18 protein-coding genes and 1 pseudogene are annotated in these 15,208 nt (G+C 69.9%); 3 read left to right on the plus strand and 16 right to left on the minus strand.

Features of this window, described 5'->3' with window-relative positions:
- Positions 1-32: 32 nt before the first annotated feature.
- The gene (locus AB0I42_RS04965; protein ID WP_357534280.1) at positions 33-398 is read right to left on the minus strand and encodes a metalloregulator ArsR/SmtB family transcription factor; all 366 of its coding nucleotides are present in this window, start codon (positions 396-398) and stop codon (positions 33-35) included.
- A gap of 123 nt (positions 399-521) precedes the next feature.
- Between AB0I42_RS04965 and AB0I42_RS04970 the strand changes: the two genes are divergently transcribed.
- Both AB0I42_RS04970 and AB0I42_RS04975 read left to right on the plus strand, forming a co-directional pair.
- Positions 522-992, plus strand: a complete 471-nt coding sequence (locus AB0I42_RS04970) for an ArsI/CadI family heavy metal resistance metalloenzyme (RefSeq protein ID WP_357534281.1) — start codon at positions 522-524, stop codon at positions 990-992.
- A gap of 808 nt (positions 993-1,800) precedes the next feature.
- Positions 1,801-3,099 (plus strand): M28 family peptidase, encoded by a 1,299-nt coding sequence (locus AB0I42_RS04975; RefSeq protein ID WP_357534283.1) that lies wholly within the window; start codon positions 1,801-1,803, stop codon positions 3,097-3,099.
- A 173-nt stretch (positions 3,100-3,272) separates the two neighbouring features.
- Here the strand turns inward: AB0I42_RS04975 and AB0I42_RS04980 are convergent, their stop codons facing one another.
- The 7 genes and pseudogenes from AB0I42_RS04980 to AB0I42_RS05010 form a co-directional block, all read right to left on the minus strand.
- Positions 3,273-3,644: a metalloregulator ArsR/SmtB family transcription factor gene (locus AB0I42_RS04980; protein ID WP_357534511.1), complete on the minus strand. Its 372-nt coding sequence runs from the start codon at positions 3,642-3,644 to the stop codon at positions 3,273-3,275.
- Between the two features lie 116 nt (positions 3,645-3,760).
- Positions 3,761-4,168, minus strand: coding sequence for an arsenate reductase ArsC (locus tag AB0I42_RS04985; protein ID WP_357534285.1), 408 nt, complete (start codon positions 4,166-4,168; stop codon positions 3,761-3,763).
- An 82-nt stretch (positions 4,169-4,250) separates the two neighbouring features.
- Positions 4,251-4,994, minus strand: a complete 744-nt coding sequence (locus AB0I42_RS04990; protein WP_357534287.1) for an MIP/aquaporin family protein — start codon at positions 4,992-4,994, stop codon at positions 4,251-4,253.
- Positions 4,991-5,221 carry a hypothetical protein gene (locus tag AB0I42_RS04995; protein WP_357534288.1) on the minus strand — a complete coding sequence of 77 codons (231 nt, stop codon included), beginning with the start codon at positions 5,219-5,221 and terminating at the stop codon, positions 4,991-4,993. The genes AB0I42_RS04990 and AB0I42_RS04995 overlap by 4 nt, the downstream gene beginning before the upstream one ends.
- The gene (locus tag AB0I42_RS05000) at positions 5,218-5,901 is read right to left on the minus strand and encodes a helix-turn-helix domain-containing protein (protein WP_357534290.1); all 684 of its coding nucleotides are present in this window, start codon (positions 5,899-5,901) and stop codon (positions 5,218-5,220) included. Before AB0I42_RS05000 ends, AB0I42_RS04995 begins: the two co-directional genes overlap by 4 nt.
- A gap of 342 nt (positions 5,902-6,243) precedes the next feature.
- Entirely contained in the window at positions 6,244-6,519 is a 276-nt protein-coding gene (locus AB0I42_RS05005) for a hypothetical protein (protein ID WP_357534292.1), read from the minus strand.
- An 80-nt stretch (positions 6,520-6,599) separates the two neighbouring features.
- Positions 6,600-6,735 (minus strand): annotated as a pseudogene (locus AB0I42_RS05010) (IS630 family transposase); the annotation flags it as partial.
- 66 nt (positions 6,736-6,801) lie between these two features.
- Between AB0I42_RS05010 and AB0I42_RS05015 the strand changes: the two are divergent.
- Positions 6,802-7,344, plus strand: coding sequence for a dihydrofolate reductase family protein (locus AB0I42_RS05015; protein ID WP_357534293.1), 543 nt, complete (start codon positions 6,802-6,804; stop codon positions 7,342-7,344).
- Positions 7,345-7,471: 127 nt separating this feature from the next.
- On the opposite strand, the gene AB0I42_RS05020 is transcribed toward AB0I42_RS05015, so the two are convergent.
- From AB0I42_RS05020 to AB0I42_RS05055, 8 genes are all read right to left on the minus strand, one after another.
- The gene (locus AB0I42_RS05020) at positions 7,472-7,801 is read right to left on the minus strand and encodes a hypothetical protein (protein WP_357534295.1); all 330 of its coding nucleotides are present in this window, start codon (positions 7,799-7,801) and stop codon (positions 7,472-7,474) included.
- Between the two features lie 198 nt (positions 7,802-7,999).
- Complete coding sequence (locus AB0I42_RS05025; RefSeq protein WP_357534297.1) at positions 8,000-8,731, minus strand: VOC family protein; 732 nt, start codon at positions 8,729-8,731, stop codon at positions 8,000-8,002.
- Positions 8,732-8,989: 258 nt separating this feature from the next.
- Positions 8,990-9,472, minus strand: coding sequence for a hypothetical protein (locus AB0I42_RS05030; RefSeq protein ID WP_357534299.1), 483 nt, complete (start codon positions 9,470-9,472; stop codon positions 8,990-8,992).
- A 583-nt stretch (positions 9,473-10,055) separates the two neighbouring features.
- Positions 10,056-11,594 carry a cellulose binding domain-containing protein gene (locus AB0I42_RS05035; RefSeq protein ID WP_357534301.1) on the minus strand — a complete coding sequence of 513 codons (1,539 nt, stop codon included), beginning with the start codon at positions 11,592-11,594 and terminating at the stop codon, positions 10,056-10,058.
- 116 nt (positions 11,595-11,710) lie between these two features.
- Positions 11,711-12,328 (minus strand): response regulator transcription factor, encoded by a 618-nt coding sequence (locus tag AB0I42_RS05040; protein ID WP_357534303.1) that lies wholly within the window; start codon positions 12,326-12,328, stop codon positions 11,711-11,713.
- A complete protein-coding gene (locus AB0I42_RS05045) occupies positions 12,325-13,500 on the minus strand; it encodes a sensor histidine kinase (RefSeq protein ID WP_357534305.1) in 1,176 nt (391 codons plus the stop codon). Before AB0I42_RS05045 ends, AB0I42_RS05040 begins: the two co-directional genes overlap by 4 nt.
- 5 nt (positions 13,501-13,505) lie before the next feature.
- The gene (locus AB0I42_RS05050) at positions 13,506-14,348 is read right to left on the minus strand and encodes an ABC transporter permease (RefSeq protein WP_357534306.1); all 843 of its coding nucleotides are present in this window, start codon (positions 14,346-14,348) and stop codon (positions 13,506-13,508) included.
- Positions 14,345-15,196, minus strand: a complete 852-nt coding sequence (locus AB0I42_RS05055; RefSeq protein ID WP_357534308.1) for an ABC transporter ATP-binding protein — start codon at positions 15,194-15,196, stop codon at positions 14,345-14,347. Before AB0I42_RS05055 ends, AB0I42_RS05050 begins: the two co-directional genes overlap by 4 nt.
- Positions 15,197-15,208: the final 12 nt, after the last annotated feature.

Raw genomic sequence — 15,208 nt, forward strand, 5'->3', positions numbered from 1 at the left:
CATGGCCATGACGACGTTCTCCGATGCGTGCTTCACGCCGACGCTTCCCCGGTGGGCGCGGGGACCCGCAGCAGGGCACCGAGCTGGCGGAACGCGTCGGCTCTGACCCGGTACCAGACCCAGGTGCCACGCCGGTCGGACTCGACCAGGCCGGCGTCGCGCAGCACCTTGAGGTGGTGGGAGATGGTCGGCCCGGACAGGGCGAACTCCGGGGTCAGGTCGCAGACGCAGATCTCGGGCACCGAGGCGATCATCGACATCAGCCGCAGCCGGACCGGGTCGCCCAGGGCCCGGAACATCGGTGCGATGACCTCCGCCTGGTTCGCCTCCAGACGGCGGGTCGCGATCGGCGGGCAGCAGGCCACCAGGTCGGGGTCCGCCACCGGTTGCTTCGACATTCCCCTAGTTTGACGGTTCTCGAAACAGTGTGCAACAGTGGGCCTGATTCGAAAAGCATCTAGACAAGCGGGCAGCCGCTACGGCCTGCCGCGCGTCGATGCACGACCATTGAGAGGACACCCATGTCCCGCGTCCAGCTCGCCCTGCGCGTATCCGACCTGGAAGGCTCCATCGCCTTCTACAGCAAGCTGTTCGACACCGAGCCGGCCAAGCGTCGCCCCGGATACGCCAACTTCGCCGTCGAGAACCCGCCGCTGAAGCTCGTCCTGCTCGAAGGCGAGCCCGACCAGCCCACGGTCATGGACCACCTCGGCGTCGAGGTCCCCGGCACCGACGAGGTCGACGCGGCCACCCGGCGCCTCACCGAGGCCGGCCTGGTGACCCTGGAGGAGAACAGCACCGAGTGCTGCTACGCCCTGCAGGACAAGGTCTGGGTACGCGGCCCCGGCAACGAACCCTGGGAGGTCTACACCGTCAAGGCCGACTCTCCCCACCTGACGAAGGCCACCGAGAGCGCCTGCCGCACTCCGGTCGCCGAGGAGCAGCCCGCCAGCAGCCCAACCGCCGCCGGCATCTGCTGCACCCCCGCCTGAAGCCCGACTTCCCGGCAGGCACCGTCGGCGTCCCGACGGCCGGCTGGAGCCCCGGCACTCCACCGCGATCCCAGCGTTTCCAGGGCAGGACCACCGTCGTGGGCTGCGGAACACCGCGTATCGCAACGGCCGCCTCCAGCCATCCGACGCGAGTCGGGGAACCTGAACCGGTGGTGCGGCCCCACCCGAACGGGGCCGCACCACCGGTCGCTCGCGACGCGACCTCTCGCGTGCCGTCCCGGGGCCGCCGACGGTGCGGCGGCAGACGGCCACCGCCCTGGCGGGGTGCGGGCACAGAGCCAGGTAGAGGTTGAAGTGCGGGCGCCCGCACCAGACCGGCCCGCCTCGTCGGCGGTGGGCGTCGCCGACGAGGCATCGAGGCAGCCACATGACTTGTTTCGACGTGGGTCTAGGTTGACAGCTCTCGAATCAGCGTGCACGGTTACTTAGAGGATTGTCTAGACAGCCGAGAGCTGCGAAGGAGGGCCGCCATGGACCCGTTCAGCCGCCGGTCGACCAGAGCGCGGTTCCACAGCAACCGCACCGGGCCCACCCCCGCCGCGTCGCACGACCGCCGTCCCGGCACCCTTCGCCCAATCGCGTCCAGCGTCCACAGCGAGACCGGGTTCCGACCATGAGGCGATCCGAGGCGACCGGTGGGTTCGCCGAGGATCCGGACGAGGCACTCGCCGCCACCACGCCTGCGTCGAGGCGCACCGTTCCACCGCACACCGATGGGGGTGCCCGGTTCCCCGACGCATCAGGGCGCGCCGGCGAGCAGCCAACGGATCACGGTCCCCTGCCACCGATGAACGTGCCTGTCTCGACGGCGAACACCGTCCGGGCCCTCGACCTCGTGCTGGCACAGGTATCCGCCAGGCGCATGACCAGCACAGTCAACTACCTCGCCGACAAACGGTTCGCCGGCCGCCGGGCCGGCACGCCCGGTGGCGCCGCGGCACGGGCATGGCTCGCGGACCAGCTTGCAGAACTCGGTGCAACGGTCGCTGTCGCCCCGTTCGACGCGACCCGCGTGCCGGAGGTGTACGCGGCGCCACAGGTGCGCTGGAACGACGGCCGAGCACTGCGAGAGCCGGTGTTCGGCCGCGAGGTCAGCCTGCACCTGACCTCGTCCGACGCACCACTGATCCGCCACGGTGAACTGACGGTCGCCGGACAGGGCGATCCGACCGGCCGGTGGCTGGTCGTCCCAGCGTCGATGAGCGTCTTCGACGCGTACGGACACGCCGGCCGCTCCTGCGGCCTGCTCCTTCCTGGGACCACTGGCATCGACGGGTGGCTCACGACGACGCTCGCCGGCACCGACGCCGGTCCCCTACCGATGCTCGCCCTGGAACCGAACCTGCACGCGGCGGTCCATGAGGCAGCGGCGCAGCGACGCGGCTGGTGGGCGGCGAACGCACCGATCCGCCGGCTCGACCTGACGGCCGCCAACATCCACGCGATCTTCGCGACCGCCCCGGATGCCGACCTGGAGATCCTGTTGACCGCGCACTTCGACGGCGTCGGCGACGTGCCGGGACTGCGGCAGCCGGCCGCGAGCCATGCCGGCGGCGTCGCCGTCGTACTCGAGGCGGCCCGCCTCCTGGCTGCCGCGCCGCCCCCACGAACCGCGCTGCGGGTAGCGCTGCTGGACGCCGAAGCGCTCGGTGGCCGTGGAGCCGCCCACCACGCCGCCACGCTCGCATCTGATGACGCCAGACCGCTGGTGATCAGCACCGACGGCGCCGGACTGACCCGTGGGGCCGCACACGCCGGAGCCGGCGGCGACGCACACCGCCTGCTCGCGACCGTCGACCAGGCCGGCCGGCACGTCGGCCTCCCCCTCTCCCCGCGCTCGTTGATCTCGGACGACCGCCGGTACGCCGCCGCCGGGCTCGCGACGGTCGGGATCGGCGCTGGCATGGGCGGCGACCACAGCCCCGCTGACACTCCCGAGCGCGTCCAGCCGGCGTCCCTCGTCGCGCTCGCACGGCTCGTCGTCGCGACCGTCTGGCTCACCGCCAAGGCACGCTGCTCGGTTCCGTCGGACAGCGTGATCAGCTACGACGGGCGCCCAGCCGAGATCGAGGGCCGCCGTCCGTAGCGGTCCTACCCGTTCCGGGCTCAGCGCGATATGCGCCAACACCTCGACCAGCCCGAGCGCCGAAACCATCGCACGTCCTCGATGCCAGCGAGACTGCGAGCAGATCCGACCTCACGTCAGCCGCGGCCGGATCCTGCCGCTGGGGCTCGCCGCCACTGCCTGACGGGTGTCGGTCAGCGGACCTTCTTCATCGCCCGCTTGCGAGGCGGCGTCAACAGATCGGCGACTCCCGCAATCGCGGACGGCACCAGGCGGTAGTACACCCAGACGCCGCGCTTGTCGCGCTCGAGCAGGCCGGCCTCGGTGAGGATCCGAAGGTGATGACTCACGGTCGGCTGGGAAAGTCCGAGCGGCGCGGTGAGGTCAGTAACGGACGCCTCCCCCGACGGAGACGACTGGATCAGGCTGATCAGTCGCAGCCGGGCCGGGTCGGCGAAGGCCTTCAGCACTCCGGCGAGTCGCTCGGCGTCGGCACGTTTGATCGGCTCGCCGGCAAGGGGCGAGATAGCAGGCGTTGTAATTTTCGCGGATCCCACATATTGCATCGTTGCAGCAACACCGTCGGTAAGCCGGTGAAACGAGGCCTGGATCACCGTGAGTTTGTTCGGGCGGGAGCCGTCCGGATCCGGCAGGTCGGCGGGCGGGCGGCGCTGGCCGGCTGTCAGGCGGTGGCACGAAGTTCGGTGAGGAGCTTCTCCACGCGGGCGCGGATCTCGTCGCGGATCGGCCGGACGGCGTCGACGCCCTTGCCTGCGGGGTCTTCGAGCTTCCAGTCCTCGTAGCGCTTGCCCGGGAAGACGGGGCAGGTGTCGCCGCAGCCCATGGTGACGATGACGTCCGACGACTCGGCGGTGGCGTACTCAAGGAGCTTGGGGGTCTGGTCGGTGATGTCGATCCCGACCTCCCACATCGCCTCGACGGCGGCCGGATTGACGCTCTCGGCGGGCGCGGAGCCGGCGGAGCGGACCTCGACGGTGTCGGCGGCGAAGTGGCGCAGCCAGCCGGCGGCCATCTGGGAACGGCCGGCGTTGTGGACGCAGACGAACAGGACGCTGGGCTTGTCGCTCATCAGGTGCCTCTCCCGGGCTTACGGCGGCGGTCGACGAAGCCCGGACCGGGCCGAGCACGCTGTTCTTGTGGGTACGGTGTTGTCACGAGCGGCGGCCGGCAGCGGCGTCCTCGTCCATGGGCACGACGACCTGGTCGGCAGCGGCACCCGCGTCGGGGTAGAGGGCCGCGAGCAGACCGACACCGACGGCGAGGCCGACGAACTGGGCCACGACGAACCCGGGCACCGAGGTGGGGGCGATACCGGCGAAGGTGTCGGTGAACGCACGGCCGATGGTGACCGCCGGGTTGGCGAACGAGGTGGACGAGGTGAACCAGTAGGCGGCGCCGATGTAGGCCCCGACCGCGACGGGTGCCGCCGCGGCGCGGCCGGAGCGTGCGAGGGCGAAGATCAGCAGGATCAGGCCGGCGGTGGCAACGACCTCGCCGAGCCACAGGTGACCGGCAGCGCGGTCCTTGCCGGAAAAGTCGACGGCGGCCAGGTCGAACATCAGGTTCGCCAGCACTGATCCGGCGATCGCGCCCAGGACCTGCGCCACCACATAGCCGCCCAGGTCGCGGGCGGTGAGGCCGGTGCCGGCGCGGCGACCGAGGAACCAGTCAGCGGCGGAGACGACGGGGTTGAAGTGCGCGCCGGAGACCGGCCCGAAGATCAGGATCAGCGCGCCGAGGGCGAACGCGGTGGCGGTGGAGTTCTCCAGCAGTTGCAGGCCCACGTCACCGGGGGAAAGGGCCGTGGCCATGATGCCGGAGCCGACGACAGCGGTGACCAGCAGGGCGGTGCCGGTGAACTCAGCCAGCAGGCGCCGCCGAAGGGCGATGGTCATCGGTCTGCCTCTCCCCTGGTGTTGCTGTCCCGGATCATCGGGCAGATCGGTTGTCGGGTGGCGGGGACGTTCAACTCGTCGGGCAGACGACGGACTCGGCGCTCGGTCTCGTCGCGGATCGGCCGCACGTCGACCGGGTCGGGCCCGGCGAGTCGCGTCGCGGCGGTGTGCGGGGCAACCTGCTGGTCGAAAGTGATCTCCTGGTAGGGACAGGCGGTGTCGGTCATCGGGGACCTCTGGGCAGGATGGCGGGGGCGAGCCGGTCGACGCGGTCGGCGAGGTCGGCGTACGCGGCTTCGAACGCCTCGTCGGTGTCCACGCGCGCCGGGTCCGGGACCGACCAGTGCAGTCGGTGGACCGGGCCGGTCAGTTCCTCGTGGGCGTTGTCGCATACGGCGATCACCAGGTCGTCGCGGCGGACGACATCGGTGACGTGGGCGGTGCCGGTCGGGTCGAGGTCGAGGTGGTGGCGGTGGGCCACGGCCACTGCGCGGGGGTGCACCCGGGTGGCGGGCTTCGTGCCGGCGGAGGCGACATCGCCGTGGGCGCGCTGCTTCCAGAGCGCGGCAGCCAACTGCGAGCGGGCCGAGTTGTGGGTGCACACGAACACCACCCGACCGACGCCCGCCAGACGCGGGGTGGCGAGAGCGGCCAGCACCTCGGGGCGTAGCCGCAGGTAGGTGCGTCGCCGGTCGCCCTCGGAGCGGCCCCTGAAGACAATGCCAGCGCCGGTGAGGACCTTGACGTGGTGGGCGACCAGGTTGGTCGGCATGTCGAGGGTGTGCGCGATCTCCCCAGGGGAGGCATCGCCCAGGGTGAGCGCGTCCACGATCGCCAGGCGTGCCGGATCGCCGAGGGCGGCGTGGATCCGGGCTCGCCCACCAAGGGAAGAAGACTCAGCTTTCATTGACTCAACTATTGCTGAGCTACTTCGCCGAGTCAAGTGGGTCTCGCCGGCACCACGCGGAGACGACCGCTGCTCGGAGACGAGCGCAAGGCCTACCTCAGCTCACGCGGCTGAGAACAGATGGACGACCTCGATGTCGAACTCGGGAGCAAACGCAAGCCTGGGACAACTGCGGCAGGAGAGCTACAAGATCAGCCGATCGTATACCGCCTATTCATACACAGTGGACAAGCTGTCGAGCCGGCCATTTACGATCACGAAGTTTTGGCCAGAAGCGGCGACAGGATGCGACGACCGGCGGAGAAAGCGACGCCGAACAGGTCGGATCTCCGCCGACGGCCGTCACCTCTCGATGATGGTGCCGTTCTCGTCGATGCCGTGGCTCCGCCAATAGACGTCCCACTCGTCGTCCACATGCTGCGGCACCTTGCCCTCGGGGTAGCGAACATATGGAGCGGTCGGCTCCTGTCCGTCCGGGATGCAGGCACTGCCGCCCTGACCGCCGACCGCGATGACCGGGTACTCGCCGCCGCCGCAGATGCTCTCCTGGAAAGAACAACCACCGGTCACCAGCAAACCGGCCAGTCCGACCGTGGCAAGGACAATCCGTGTACGCATACGGAGGAGTCTCGTCGCGGGTAGCCGCCGCTACCATCCGTACGCGTACTCAGCTTCTTAGCTCCGCCGTCCAGGGCGTGTCACGCAGCCCTGGACCGGGGACGACCCCACGTGTCGTTCACTCCGTACCCGGGCACGTTCCCGACGTTGCGCGACCAGCACATCCGGATGCCGGCTGTTCACGTTGGGCCACCGCAGATACGCGTGCAACTTCCGCCGTCGCCTGCCCACCGGCCGAACTATGATTCGGCCCCGGGGCCCCAAAATCCTTGGAGAGCACGCATGAGCGATGTGAGCACCGGCAATGTGGTCGTGAACAGGGCGATGTCGCTGGACGGGTTCATCGCCGGTCCTGGCCACGCGATGGACTGGATCTTCGAGTACCTGACTGCGGATACGTTCCCGGAGGTGATGGCGGCCACGGGTGCCATGCTCGTCGGCCGGGGCACGTACGAGGTCGCCAAGCGTATGGCCGACCAGGACACCCCCTACGACGGGGGAGGACAGTTCGTCCTCACCCACGAGCCTCCCGACGAGCCGGACCCTACCGTCACGTTCCTCACCTGTGACATCGAGGAAGCCGTTGCCACGGCACGCAGCGCCGCGGGCGGCAAGAACCTGGAGATCCTCGGTGCTGACGTGGCCGCCCAGTGCCTGCAGCGCGGGCTCGTCGACGAGATCCTGGTGTATGTCCTACCGGTCCTGCTCGGCGACGGTGTCCGCTTCTCGCCCCCAAGCCTCGACAGGATCGACCTGGAACCTTTGAGCAGCACCCAGTCGGGCGCCGTCACGATGCTCCGCTTCCGCGTGCTCAGCAGCGGCTGACCCTCCTGGCAGACGGCCGCCGCACACGCACGGGTTCTGCCCCCCCCGCCCAGCCTGAGCCCAGCCACGCCACCCGACCGGCAGAGCAGCATGTCATCCAACACCGTGAACGTTTCTGGTCAGAGCGCTAGGCGGACTCGAGGACGAAGAAGAGGAAACACATGAAGGACCCGGAGCCCTTGACCTTGTCGGGTGGAAGCATCTCCGCAGGAGTGTCCGGAGAAGGGGGCGGCTCGCTGATCGTCACGATGCGAAACCCGGCGGCGGCAAAAGCATCCGACATGGCGTGCAGCGGCCGGTGCCAGAAGGTCGGCCACACGGTCTGGCCGTCCAGGATGTAGTCCTCGGAGTACTTCGTGAGCGCGAAGTAGTCGTCTTCGGGATGCGTGACCGGATAGCCGGCCGGATGCATGACCGAGAGCAGCAGGCGACCGCCTGGCTTCAGCACGCGACGCAACTCGGCGAGGGGACCCGACCAGCTCCCCTGGCGCGCAGCGCCGCTGACAACGGGCCGGAACCGCACCCCGCGTCGAGGATTCGGCGGCCGGAGACGTCGCCGGCGAGGCGGATCCGATCCCACGTCCCGTCCGCTGCCGCAACCGCTCCTCGCAGTTTTCCCACGACCCATAGCGGTCGGGCAGGTTCCGGCACGGCGTCATTCCGGGGCGAGAAGGCAGAACTCGTTGCCTTCCGGGTCGGCGAGTACCGTCCACGGCACATCGCCCTGACCTACGTCGATGGCGGTGGCGCCGAGCGTCCGCAGTCTGACCGCCTCTGCCTCTTGGTCGGCACCTGGGTACGGGCGGACGTCGAGATGGACGCGGTTCCGCACGGTCTTCACGTCGGGTGTGCGGAGGAACTGCAGATATGGGCCGACGCCCTTGGCGGAGCGCAGTACCGCCTTGTGGTCGGTCACCTCGTGCAGGGTCCAGTCCATGGCCTCGCCCCAGAAGCGGGCCATGGCTCGCGGATCCGCGCAGTCGACCACTACCGTGGCGATCGGTCCGGTGTCTCCGTAGAGCGAGTCCAGCACGCAGAACTCGTTGCCCTCCGGGTCGGCCATGACCGTCCATGGGACGTCGCCCTGACCTACGTCGACGGGTGTTGCGCCGAGATCCTTCAGTCGCGCGACCACCTCCGCCTGATGGGCCGCCGAGGTGGTGGCGAGGTCGACGTGCACCCGGTTCTTCACCATCTTAAGTTCTGAAGAGGCGATGATGTCGAGGCAGACGGCGGCGGGGTCGGGGTAGACGAAGCCCTCGGGTTCGAGGTTGGTCACGCCGGGTTCCTCGCTGGAGATCACCCAGCCGAGTGCCTTCGCCCAGAAACCGCCCAGCGCGGAGTCGTCCCGAGCCTTCATGCTGATCTGCACAAGCCGCGTTGCCATGCCGACGATGCTAGCCACAGTCCGGCGCATCAAGATCAGCCGTACTGATCTCGGCAGGCGGGGAAGCCGAGGCGCGTCGGGCACGGAACGCGCCCAGCCAGAATCAAACCGGAAACGGCACCGGTATCCGACCGGTAACGCACGCCGATACTGGGGCGTCGATCGATGCTGTGATCAACACCACGCCAACAGGCCGCGCCCCGGCGCCCGATGCGGTCGCCGGTGAGCGCTACCCCCAGGAGCCGCAGCGCACACCGGTCAGTGACTCTTGGCGCAGGCCTCAGCCTTCAGATCGCGGATCATGCGAGACTCGCGCTCCATGGCACCGATCTGCTGGAGCAGTAGGCTGAGTTCGCCCTTGGCCCGCTGCTTCGCGTCATCGGTGTAGGTGTCTTCCCATTCCTCGAACTTCCGCTTGGCTTCATAGTCCAGTTCCAACGCCTGCGACAGCGACTGGCCGTAACGGGCGTTGGTGTCCACCTTCCAGTCGTCGTCCCCGGTCTTCGGGTCGACGCCGTTGAACCGGATGTAGTTCTCGCGCATGGCTTGGACCTGGGCCTTGGTCAGCTGCCAGGTCTGGAATTGCTCGGAGAACCGGATGGCGTCGTCCTCGGTCACCGGGTTGCCGCCCTGGATGAAGTCGAACAGAGATTCCGCCTGCTCGTGCGCGACCTTCAACGCCTCCTGGGAGATGTCGTGTTGTCGGGTGAGCTGGTCACACAGCTCCTTGTCGTAGGTCATCGGAGGGTGTTCCCGGCCAGGCTCACCGCGGCCGCCTCCTCCCGGGCCGGAGGGTGGCTTCGGCAGCTCACCGGGGTCTCGGCCACCGCCCCCGGGTTCACCGGTTGTCGTGTACCACTTGCAATACGGCACCACGTAGTACGTGTCGTGTTCGTAGTAACCGGTGTGTGCGTACTCGGAGCACGCCAAACCCGCAAGAGCCTGTGCTGGCGCGGCGATGAGCGTGCTCGCCAGAGCAGCCGTCGCCGTGACCGCCGCGAGTTTGCGAATCAACCTCATGGTCGAGATTTTTGAGGGTTCTTGCGCATCGCGCCGCACACTGTCGGGTTTCCGGCTGTCATTGATGTTCTCCGAACCATCGGGGCGGTGGATGTCGCGGGTGTCCGCGACACGGCGCCGAGGCCGGTGGTGATCACCGAGAAGTCGACAGGGGAAATCGTCGGGTCACTGACCCTGGAGGGCCGTGGTCTGCCGAAGAGGTGGGGACGCGAACGGCCAGGCCCCGCCGGTGACTCCGGCGGGGCCTGGCGTGGTGGGGGTTACCTGGAACGTCGGTGTGGTTCCGCGGTTGGGTGCGGAGGGGTCAGTTGCAGGTGGTGCCGTTGAGGGTGAACGGCACCGGGGTGGCCGGGGAACCGTCGGCGGTGTAGCCGAAGCTGACCGCGCCGCCGGTCGGGATGGCGGCGTTGTAGTTCTCGTTGGTCACCGTGACGGCGGCACCGGTCTGCTGGAAGATGCCGTTCCAGTGGCCCTGGACGACCTGGCCGCCGGGGAAGTTCCAGCCGAGCGTCCAGCCGTTGACGGGCGGGCCGTCGTTGTAGACGGTGACGCTGGCCGTGTAGCCGGTGCTCCACGAGTTGGTGACGACGAAGGAGACCCGGCAGCTGCTCGCGAGAGCGGTCGCCGGAACGATGTCGCCGTAGTCGTCGCGGGCGGTGGCGAAGTCCTGGAAGCCGAAGCCGGGGCCGGCGGACCGGGTGGTGGTGCCGGCAGCCAGCACGGTGCCGTCGGGGTTGACCGCGTAGACGGGGCCGCCGCTGTCGCCGCCGCGGGCCGCCTCCTCGCCGTCGAGCTGGGTCGCCTCGACCAGGTCCTCGATGTCGTCGTAGTGGAAGTCGACCCGCAGGTTGCAGACCGGGCCGCCGAGTTCGCCGGCCGAGGTGTATCCGGACTGGCAGAGCAGCTGTCCGGGGTACACCGCGGTCCAGCCGACGACCTCGGCGCGGATCTCGTCGTGCTGGCCGCCGACGTAGATGTGGCTGCCGGGCGACGAGGTCGAGATGAGCATGGTGTCGTGGTCGTCGTTGCTGGCGACCGCGTAGCCGACCAGCGTCCCGGTGTTGGTGGTGGTGTTCCAGGCGATGTGCCAGGGCGAGCCGATGGCTCCGCAGTGTTCGGCGCTGAGCAGGTAGCCGGTGCCGGTGACGGCGTCGCGTACGCCGAAGCCGGCGGTGCAGCCGTAGGTGGTGAACCCGATCCCGATCCCGCCGTCGTACGGTGCGGCGTCGTCGAACCGGGACCGTTCGACCATCGGCTCGCTCCGGACGATCCGGGTGTTGACCCCGGTCGCCGGCAGCTTCGGGAGTTTCGCGCCGGCGGCGTCGTCGACGGCGACGTCGATGCCGGAGCCGTCGGTGCGCAGCCGGAGGGCGTGGGTGGCGCCGGTCGGGTCGGCGTCGACCACGGTCCGGAGTTTCGCCGCCGCCTTCTTCAGTTCGGCGCGCGAGTAGGTGGCGGCGGCCACCTCGACCGGCGCGGTACGGCGGGCGGTCGCCACCGCCGCCGCGATGTCGGCGGGCAGGGCGCCCTTCCACCAGAGGGTGACGTGGTCGTCGACCAGCCCGATGCCGGCGTAGCCGCGCGGCGGGGCGGCCTCGACGGCGGTGCGGATGACGTTGGCCGCGTCGACCAGGGGGGCCTGGGCGGTCATCCGGTCCAGGATCCGTGCCGGGATGACATCGTGGATGGAGCCGTCGTCGGGCGTCGGCGTCGGTGCCGACGCCCCGGACGGCTGGCCGGGCGCCGCGTGGGTGGGCGCCGTCAGCGGGCCGACCAGCGCCGTGGCGCCGATCAGTACGCCGGCAACCACCGCGCGGGTGGTCGCCTTCCAGGTCTGTGTCATGCCGTCGAGTCAATCGATGCCGGCGGCCGTGGAACAGGCAGGACGCCCGGCAGGAGTGGTCCTGCCGGGCGGCTGCCGGGCCTCGGGCCGGTCTTTGCCGGCCGGGTCCGCGCGGATCAGAGCAGGTCGAGAGACATCGCGGTGGTGACCGCCGCGGTCCGGTCGGAGACGCCGAGTTTGGCGAACGCGCGCAGCAGGTGTGTCTTGACGGTCGCCTCGCTGATGTGCAGTTCGCGGCTGATCTCGGCGTTGGACAGGCCGCGCGCGACCAGGCGGAGGACCTCGGTCTCCCGGGGCGACAGCGACTCGTGCTGGGGCCGGCGTACCCGGTGCAGCAGCCGGGTGGCGACCGACGGCGCCAGTACGGTCTCGCCGCGGGCGGCGGTACGTACCGCGTTGACCAGGTCGGCGCGGGAGGTGTCCTTCAGTAGGTAGCCGGCGGCGCCTGCTTCGACGGCGCGCAGGATGTCGGTGTCGGTCTCGTACGTGGTCAGCACGACCACCCGGGTCGTGGGGGCGACGGTGAGCACCTGCCCGGTCGCGGTGACGCCGTCGATGCCCGGCATCCGCAGGTCCATCAGGACCACGTGGGGGCGCAGGGCGCGTACGGCGGTGACCGCCTCGGCGCCGGAGCCGGCCTCGCCGACGACGGCGATGTCGGCCTCGCCGTCGAGCATGCCGCGCACCCCGGCGCGGACCACCGGATGGTCGTCGACCAGCAGTACGGAGATCAAAGGTCGGGCACCTCCACCCTGATCGTGGTGCCGCGGCCGGGTTCCGAGTCGATGCTCAGCTTGCCGGACACCTGCTCGACCCGGGCCCGCATGGCACCGAGCCCGTAACCACCGGACGCCTTTTCGGGATCGAACCCGCGCCCGTCGTCGGCGACCTCGACGGCGACGGTGCCGCCGAGGTGTGCGAGCCGCACCGTGAGCAGCCCGGCGCCGGAGTGCCGACGGACGTTGGCCAGCGACTCCTGCACCGCCCGGAGCAGGACCACCTCGACCGCGGTGGCCAGCCCGACGGGTTCGCCCTCGGTGCTGAAGTCGACGCGTACGCCGGTTTCCCGGCCGAACCGGTCGACCAGCCGGGCGAGCGCGTCGGCCAGCGACGATCCGTCGAGTTCGGTCGGGGTGAGCGCGCCGACCAGGGCGCGGGCCTCGGAGAGGTTGTCGCGGGCGGTGTCGAGGGCCAGGCCGAGGTGCCGGCGGGCCTGGGCGACGTCGCGCTCCAGTTCGGCGTCGGCCGCCTGGATGAGCATGATGACGCTGGTCAGCCCCTGGGCGACGGTGTCGTGGATGTCGCCGGCGAGGCGTTGCCGTTCGGCGAGTACGCCGGCCTCGTGTGACAGCCGCGCGACCTCGGCGCGGCTGCCGTCGAGTTGGCGGATGAGCCGGGCGCGTTCGTCGTTCTGGGTGGTGACCCGGCGGGCCCAGGTGCCGAAGACGGCGGAGCCGACGACGATGGTCGCCGCGACCGGCAGCGGGCCGGCGACGGTGTCGGCCAGGTCGCGGGTGGACCCGTACGCCACCACCACGTCGGCGGCGTTGAGGACGAGTACGGCGATCGTCGCCCGCAGCGCGTCCATCAGCATGTACGCCTGCGGGCAGAGCGCGAGCAGCGCGAACGACGAGACGCTGACCAATGCGACGGCCGGGGTGAGCAGGACGACGACGCCGGCGAAGTAGACGTAGCCCCGGCGGTCCTCGATCTCGCCGCGGATCAGTGGCCGGCCGTACAGCCAGTACCAGGCGGCGAGGCCGGCCAGCAGGGCGACCGCCCAGGCCCGCGCCACCACCGGCACGGAGCCGGTGGTGGCGACGAAGCCCGACGTGCCGACGGCGACCAGCCCGAAGTAGGCGTCCCACATCGGGAAGCGGTTCAGCCAGGTCGGCGTGTCCTCCATGGGGACTACCGGTCCCGCCGTCCGCGCCAGCGGAAGGTCGTCAGGCACAGCAGCAGACCTCCAATGCACCACGCTCCCAGGACCAGGGCGATCCGCCCATGCTCCCACGAGGTGGTGACGATCTCCTGCGGCAGGATGTCGTCCGGCAGGAACACCGACCGGAAGCCCTGGGCCATCCACTTCAGCGGGAAGATCGCGCCGAGCTGCTGCAGCGGCTCGGGCAGCGCGCTGATCGGGGTGTAGAAGATGCCGGAGATGAAGGCCAGCACGATGTACGGCAGGTTCATCACCGCGGCGGCGCTGCGCTCGGTACGGGCCAGGCTGCTGGCGGCGATGCCGAGGAACGAGCAGCCGATGACGCCGAGCAGGAAGACCCAGCCGAAGGTGACCCAGCGGGAGGCCTCGCTCGGCAGTTCGACGTCGAAGAGCAGCATGCCGAGGCCGAGCAGGATGATTACCTCGGCGACGCTGATGACCAGCACCATGACGACCTTGCCGAGGAAGTACGACGACTTCGGCATCGGGGCGCCGCGCAGCCGCTTCAGGGTGCCGTCGTCGCGGTCCGCGGCGATGCTGATGCCGAGGTTGACGAAGGTTGCCGAGGCGACACCGGCGGCGATCATGCTGGGTACGAAGTATTGCGCCGAGGTGACGGTGCTGCCCTCGTAGATGCCGCTGAACAGCGAGCCGAGCAGGGCGAGCAGCACGATCGGCAGGGCGAAGGTGAAGACGACGTTGTCCCACTCACGGAAGAAGCCCTTGAGTTCGATCACGCCCCGGTGCAGGCCGAGGGCGACCGCGGAGGGATCCTTCCCGGTGGTGGCGGGGCGGGTGGTGGTCGCGGTCATTTCTGGGCGCTCCCGATCAGGTCGAGGTAGACGTCTTCGAGGCTGGGTCGGCTGACGGTCAGGCCGGGGACGGTGCCGCCGTACTTGGTGGTCAGTTCGGCGATGATGGGGCCCGGGTCGGTGGCCTCGCGGGTGCGGTGCTCACCGTCCTCGAGCCAGGAGACGGTCGCCTTGGCCTCGGCGCGTCCGCCGAGGGTGGCCGGGTCGCCCTCGGCGACGACCTGGCCCTTGACGATGACCGCGACCCGGTCGGCGAGGTTCTCCGCCTCTTCCAGGTAGTGCGTGGTCAGCAGGACGGTGGTGCCGTTCTCCTGGGTCAGGGAGCGGATCAGGTCCCAGAACTGCCGGCGGGCCTGCGGGTCGAACCCGGTGGTCGGCTCGTCGAGGAAGAGCAGGGCCGGGTTGCCGACGATGCCGACGGCGACGTCGATGCGGCGCCGCTGGCCGCCGGACAGGGTACTGACCCGGGAGTTGGCCTTGGCGGCGAGACCGACCTGCTCGATGACCTGGTCGGGGTCGCGGGGGTTGGGGTAGTAGCGGGCGAAGTGCCGTACGGTCTCCCGGACGGTCAGCTCGCTGAGGTCGGACGCGTCCTGCAGGACGATGCCGATCCCGTAGCGCCAGCGGCGGCTGGCCCGCTGCGGGTCGGCGCCGAGCACCTCCACCTCGCCGCCGTCGCGGTCGCGGTAGCCCTCGAGGATCTCGACGGTGGTGGTCTTGCCCGCGCCGTTGGGGCCGAGCAGAGCGAAGATCTCGCCGGTGGCGATGTTGAGGTCCACGTTGTTGACCGCGAGGTTGTCGCGGTAGCGCTTGGTCAGGCCGCGTACTCGCACGGCGGAATCAGTCATGTATCGATCATC

Source organism: Polymorphospora sp. NPDC050346 (genome assembly GCF_040655695.1).
Lineage (GTDB): Bacteria > Actinomycetota > Actinomycetes > Mycobacteriales > Micromonosporaceae > Polymorphospora > Polymorphospora lycopeni.

Excerpts from the sequence above, each read along its gene's own strand:
- AB0I42_RS04965 (WP_357534280.1), bottom strand. The coding sequence starts at position 398 with ATGTCGAAGCAACCGGTGGCGGACCCCGACCTGGTGGCCTGCTGCCCG.
- AB0I42_RS04970 (WP_357534281.1), top strand. The coding sequence starts at position 522 with ATGTCCCGCGTCCAGCTCGCCCTGCGCGTATCCGACCTGGAAGGCTCC.
- AB0I42_RS04975 (WP_357534283.1), top strand. The coding sequence starts at position 1,801 with ATGAACGTGCCTGTCTCGACGGCGAACACCGTCCGGGCCCTCGACCTC.
- AB0I42_RS04980 (WP_357534511.1), bottom strand. The coding sequence starts at position 3,644 with ATGCAATATGTGGGATCCGCGAAAATTACAACGCCTGCTATCTCGCCC.
- AB0I42_RS04985 (WP_357534285.1), bottom strand. The coding sequence starts at position 4,168 with ATGAGCGACAAGCCCAGCGTCCTGTTCGTCTGCGTCCACAACGCCGGC.
- AB0I42_RS04990 (WP_357534287.1), bottom strand. The coding sequence starts at position 4,994 with ATGACCATCGCCCTTCGGCGGCGCCTGCTGGCTGAGTTCACCGGCACC.
- AB0I42_RS04995 (WP_357534288.1), bottom strand. The coding sequence starts at position 5,221 with ATGACCGACACCGCCTGTCCCTACCAGGAGATCACTTTCGACCAGCAG.
- AB0I42_RS05000 (WP_357534290.1), bottom strand. The coding sequence starts at position 5,901 with ATGAAAGCTGAGTCTTCTTCCCTTGGTGGGCGAGCCCGGATCCACGCC.
- AB0I42_RS05005 (WP_357534292.1), bottom strand. The coding sequence starts at position 6,519 with ATGCGTACACGGATTGTCCTTGCCACGGTCGGACTGGCCGGTTTGCTG.
- AB0I42_RS05015 (WP_357534293.1), top strand. The coding sequence starts at position 6,802 with ATGAGCGATGTGAGCACCGGCAATGTGGTCGTGAACAGGGCGATGTCG.
- AB0I42_RS05025 (WP_357534297.1), bottom strand. The coding sequence starts at position 8,731 with ATGGCAACGCGGCTTGTGCAGATCAGCATGAAGGCTCGGGACGACTCC.
- AB0I42_RS05030 (WP_357534299.1), bottom strand. The coding sequence starts at position 9,472 with ATGACCTACGACAAGGAGCTGTGTGACCAGCTCACCCGACAACACGAC.
- AB0I42_RS05035 (WP_357534301.1), bottom strand. The coding sequence starts at position 11,594 with ATGACACAGACCTGGAAGGCGACCACCCGCGCGGTGGTTGCCGGCGTA.
- AB0I42_RS05045 (WP_357534305.1), bottom strand. The coding sequence starts at position 13,500 with ATGGAGGACACGCCGACCTGGCTGAACCGCTTCCCGATGTGGGACGCC.
- AB0I42_RS05050 (WP_357534306.1), bottom strand. The coding sequence starts at position 14,348 with ATGACCGCGACCACCACCCGCCCCGCCACCACCGGGAAGGATCCCTCC.
- AB0I42_RS05055 (WP_357534308.1), bottom strand. The coding sequence starts at position 15,196 with ATGACTGATTCCGCCGTGCGAGTACGCGGCCTGACCAAGCGCTACCGC.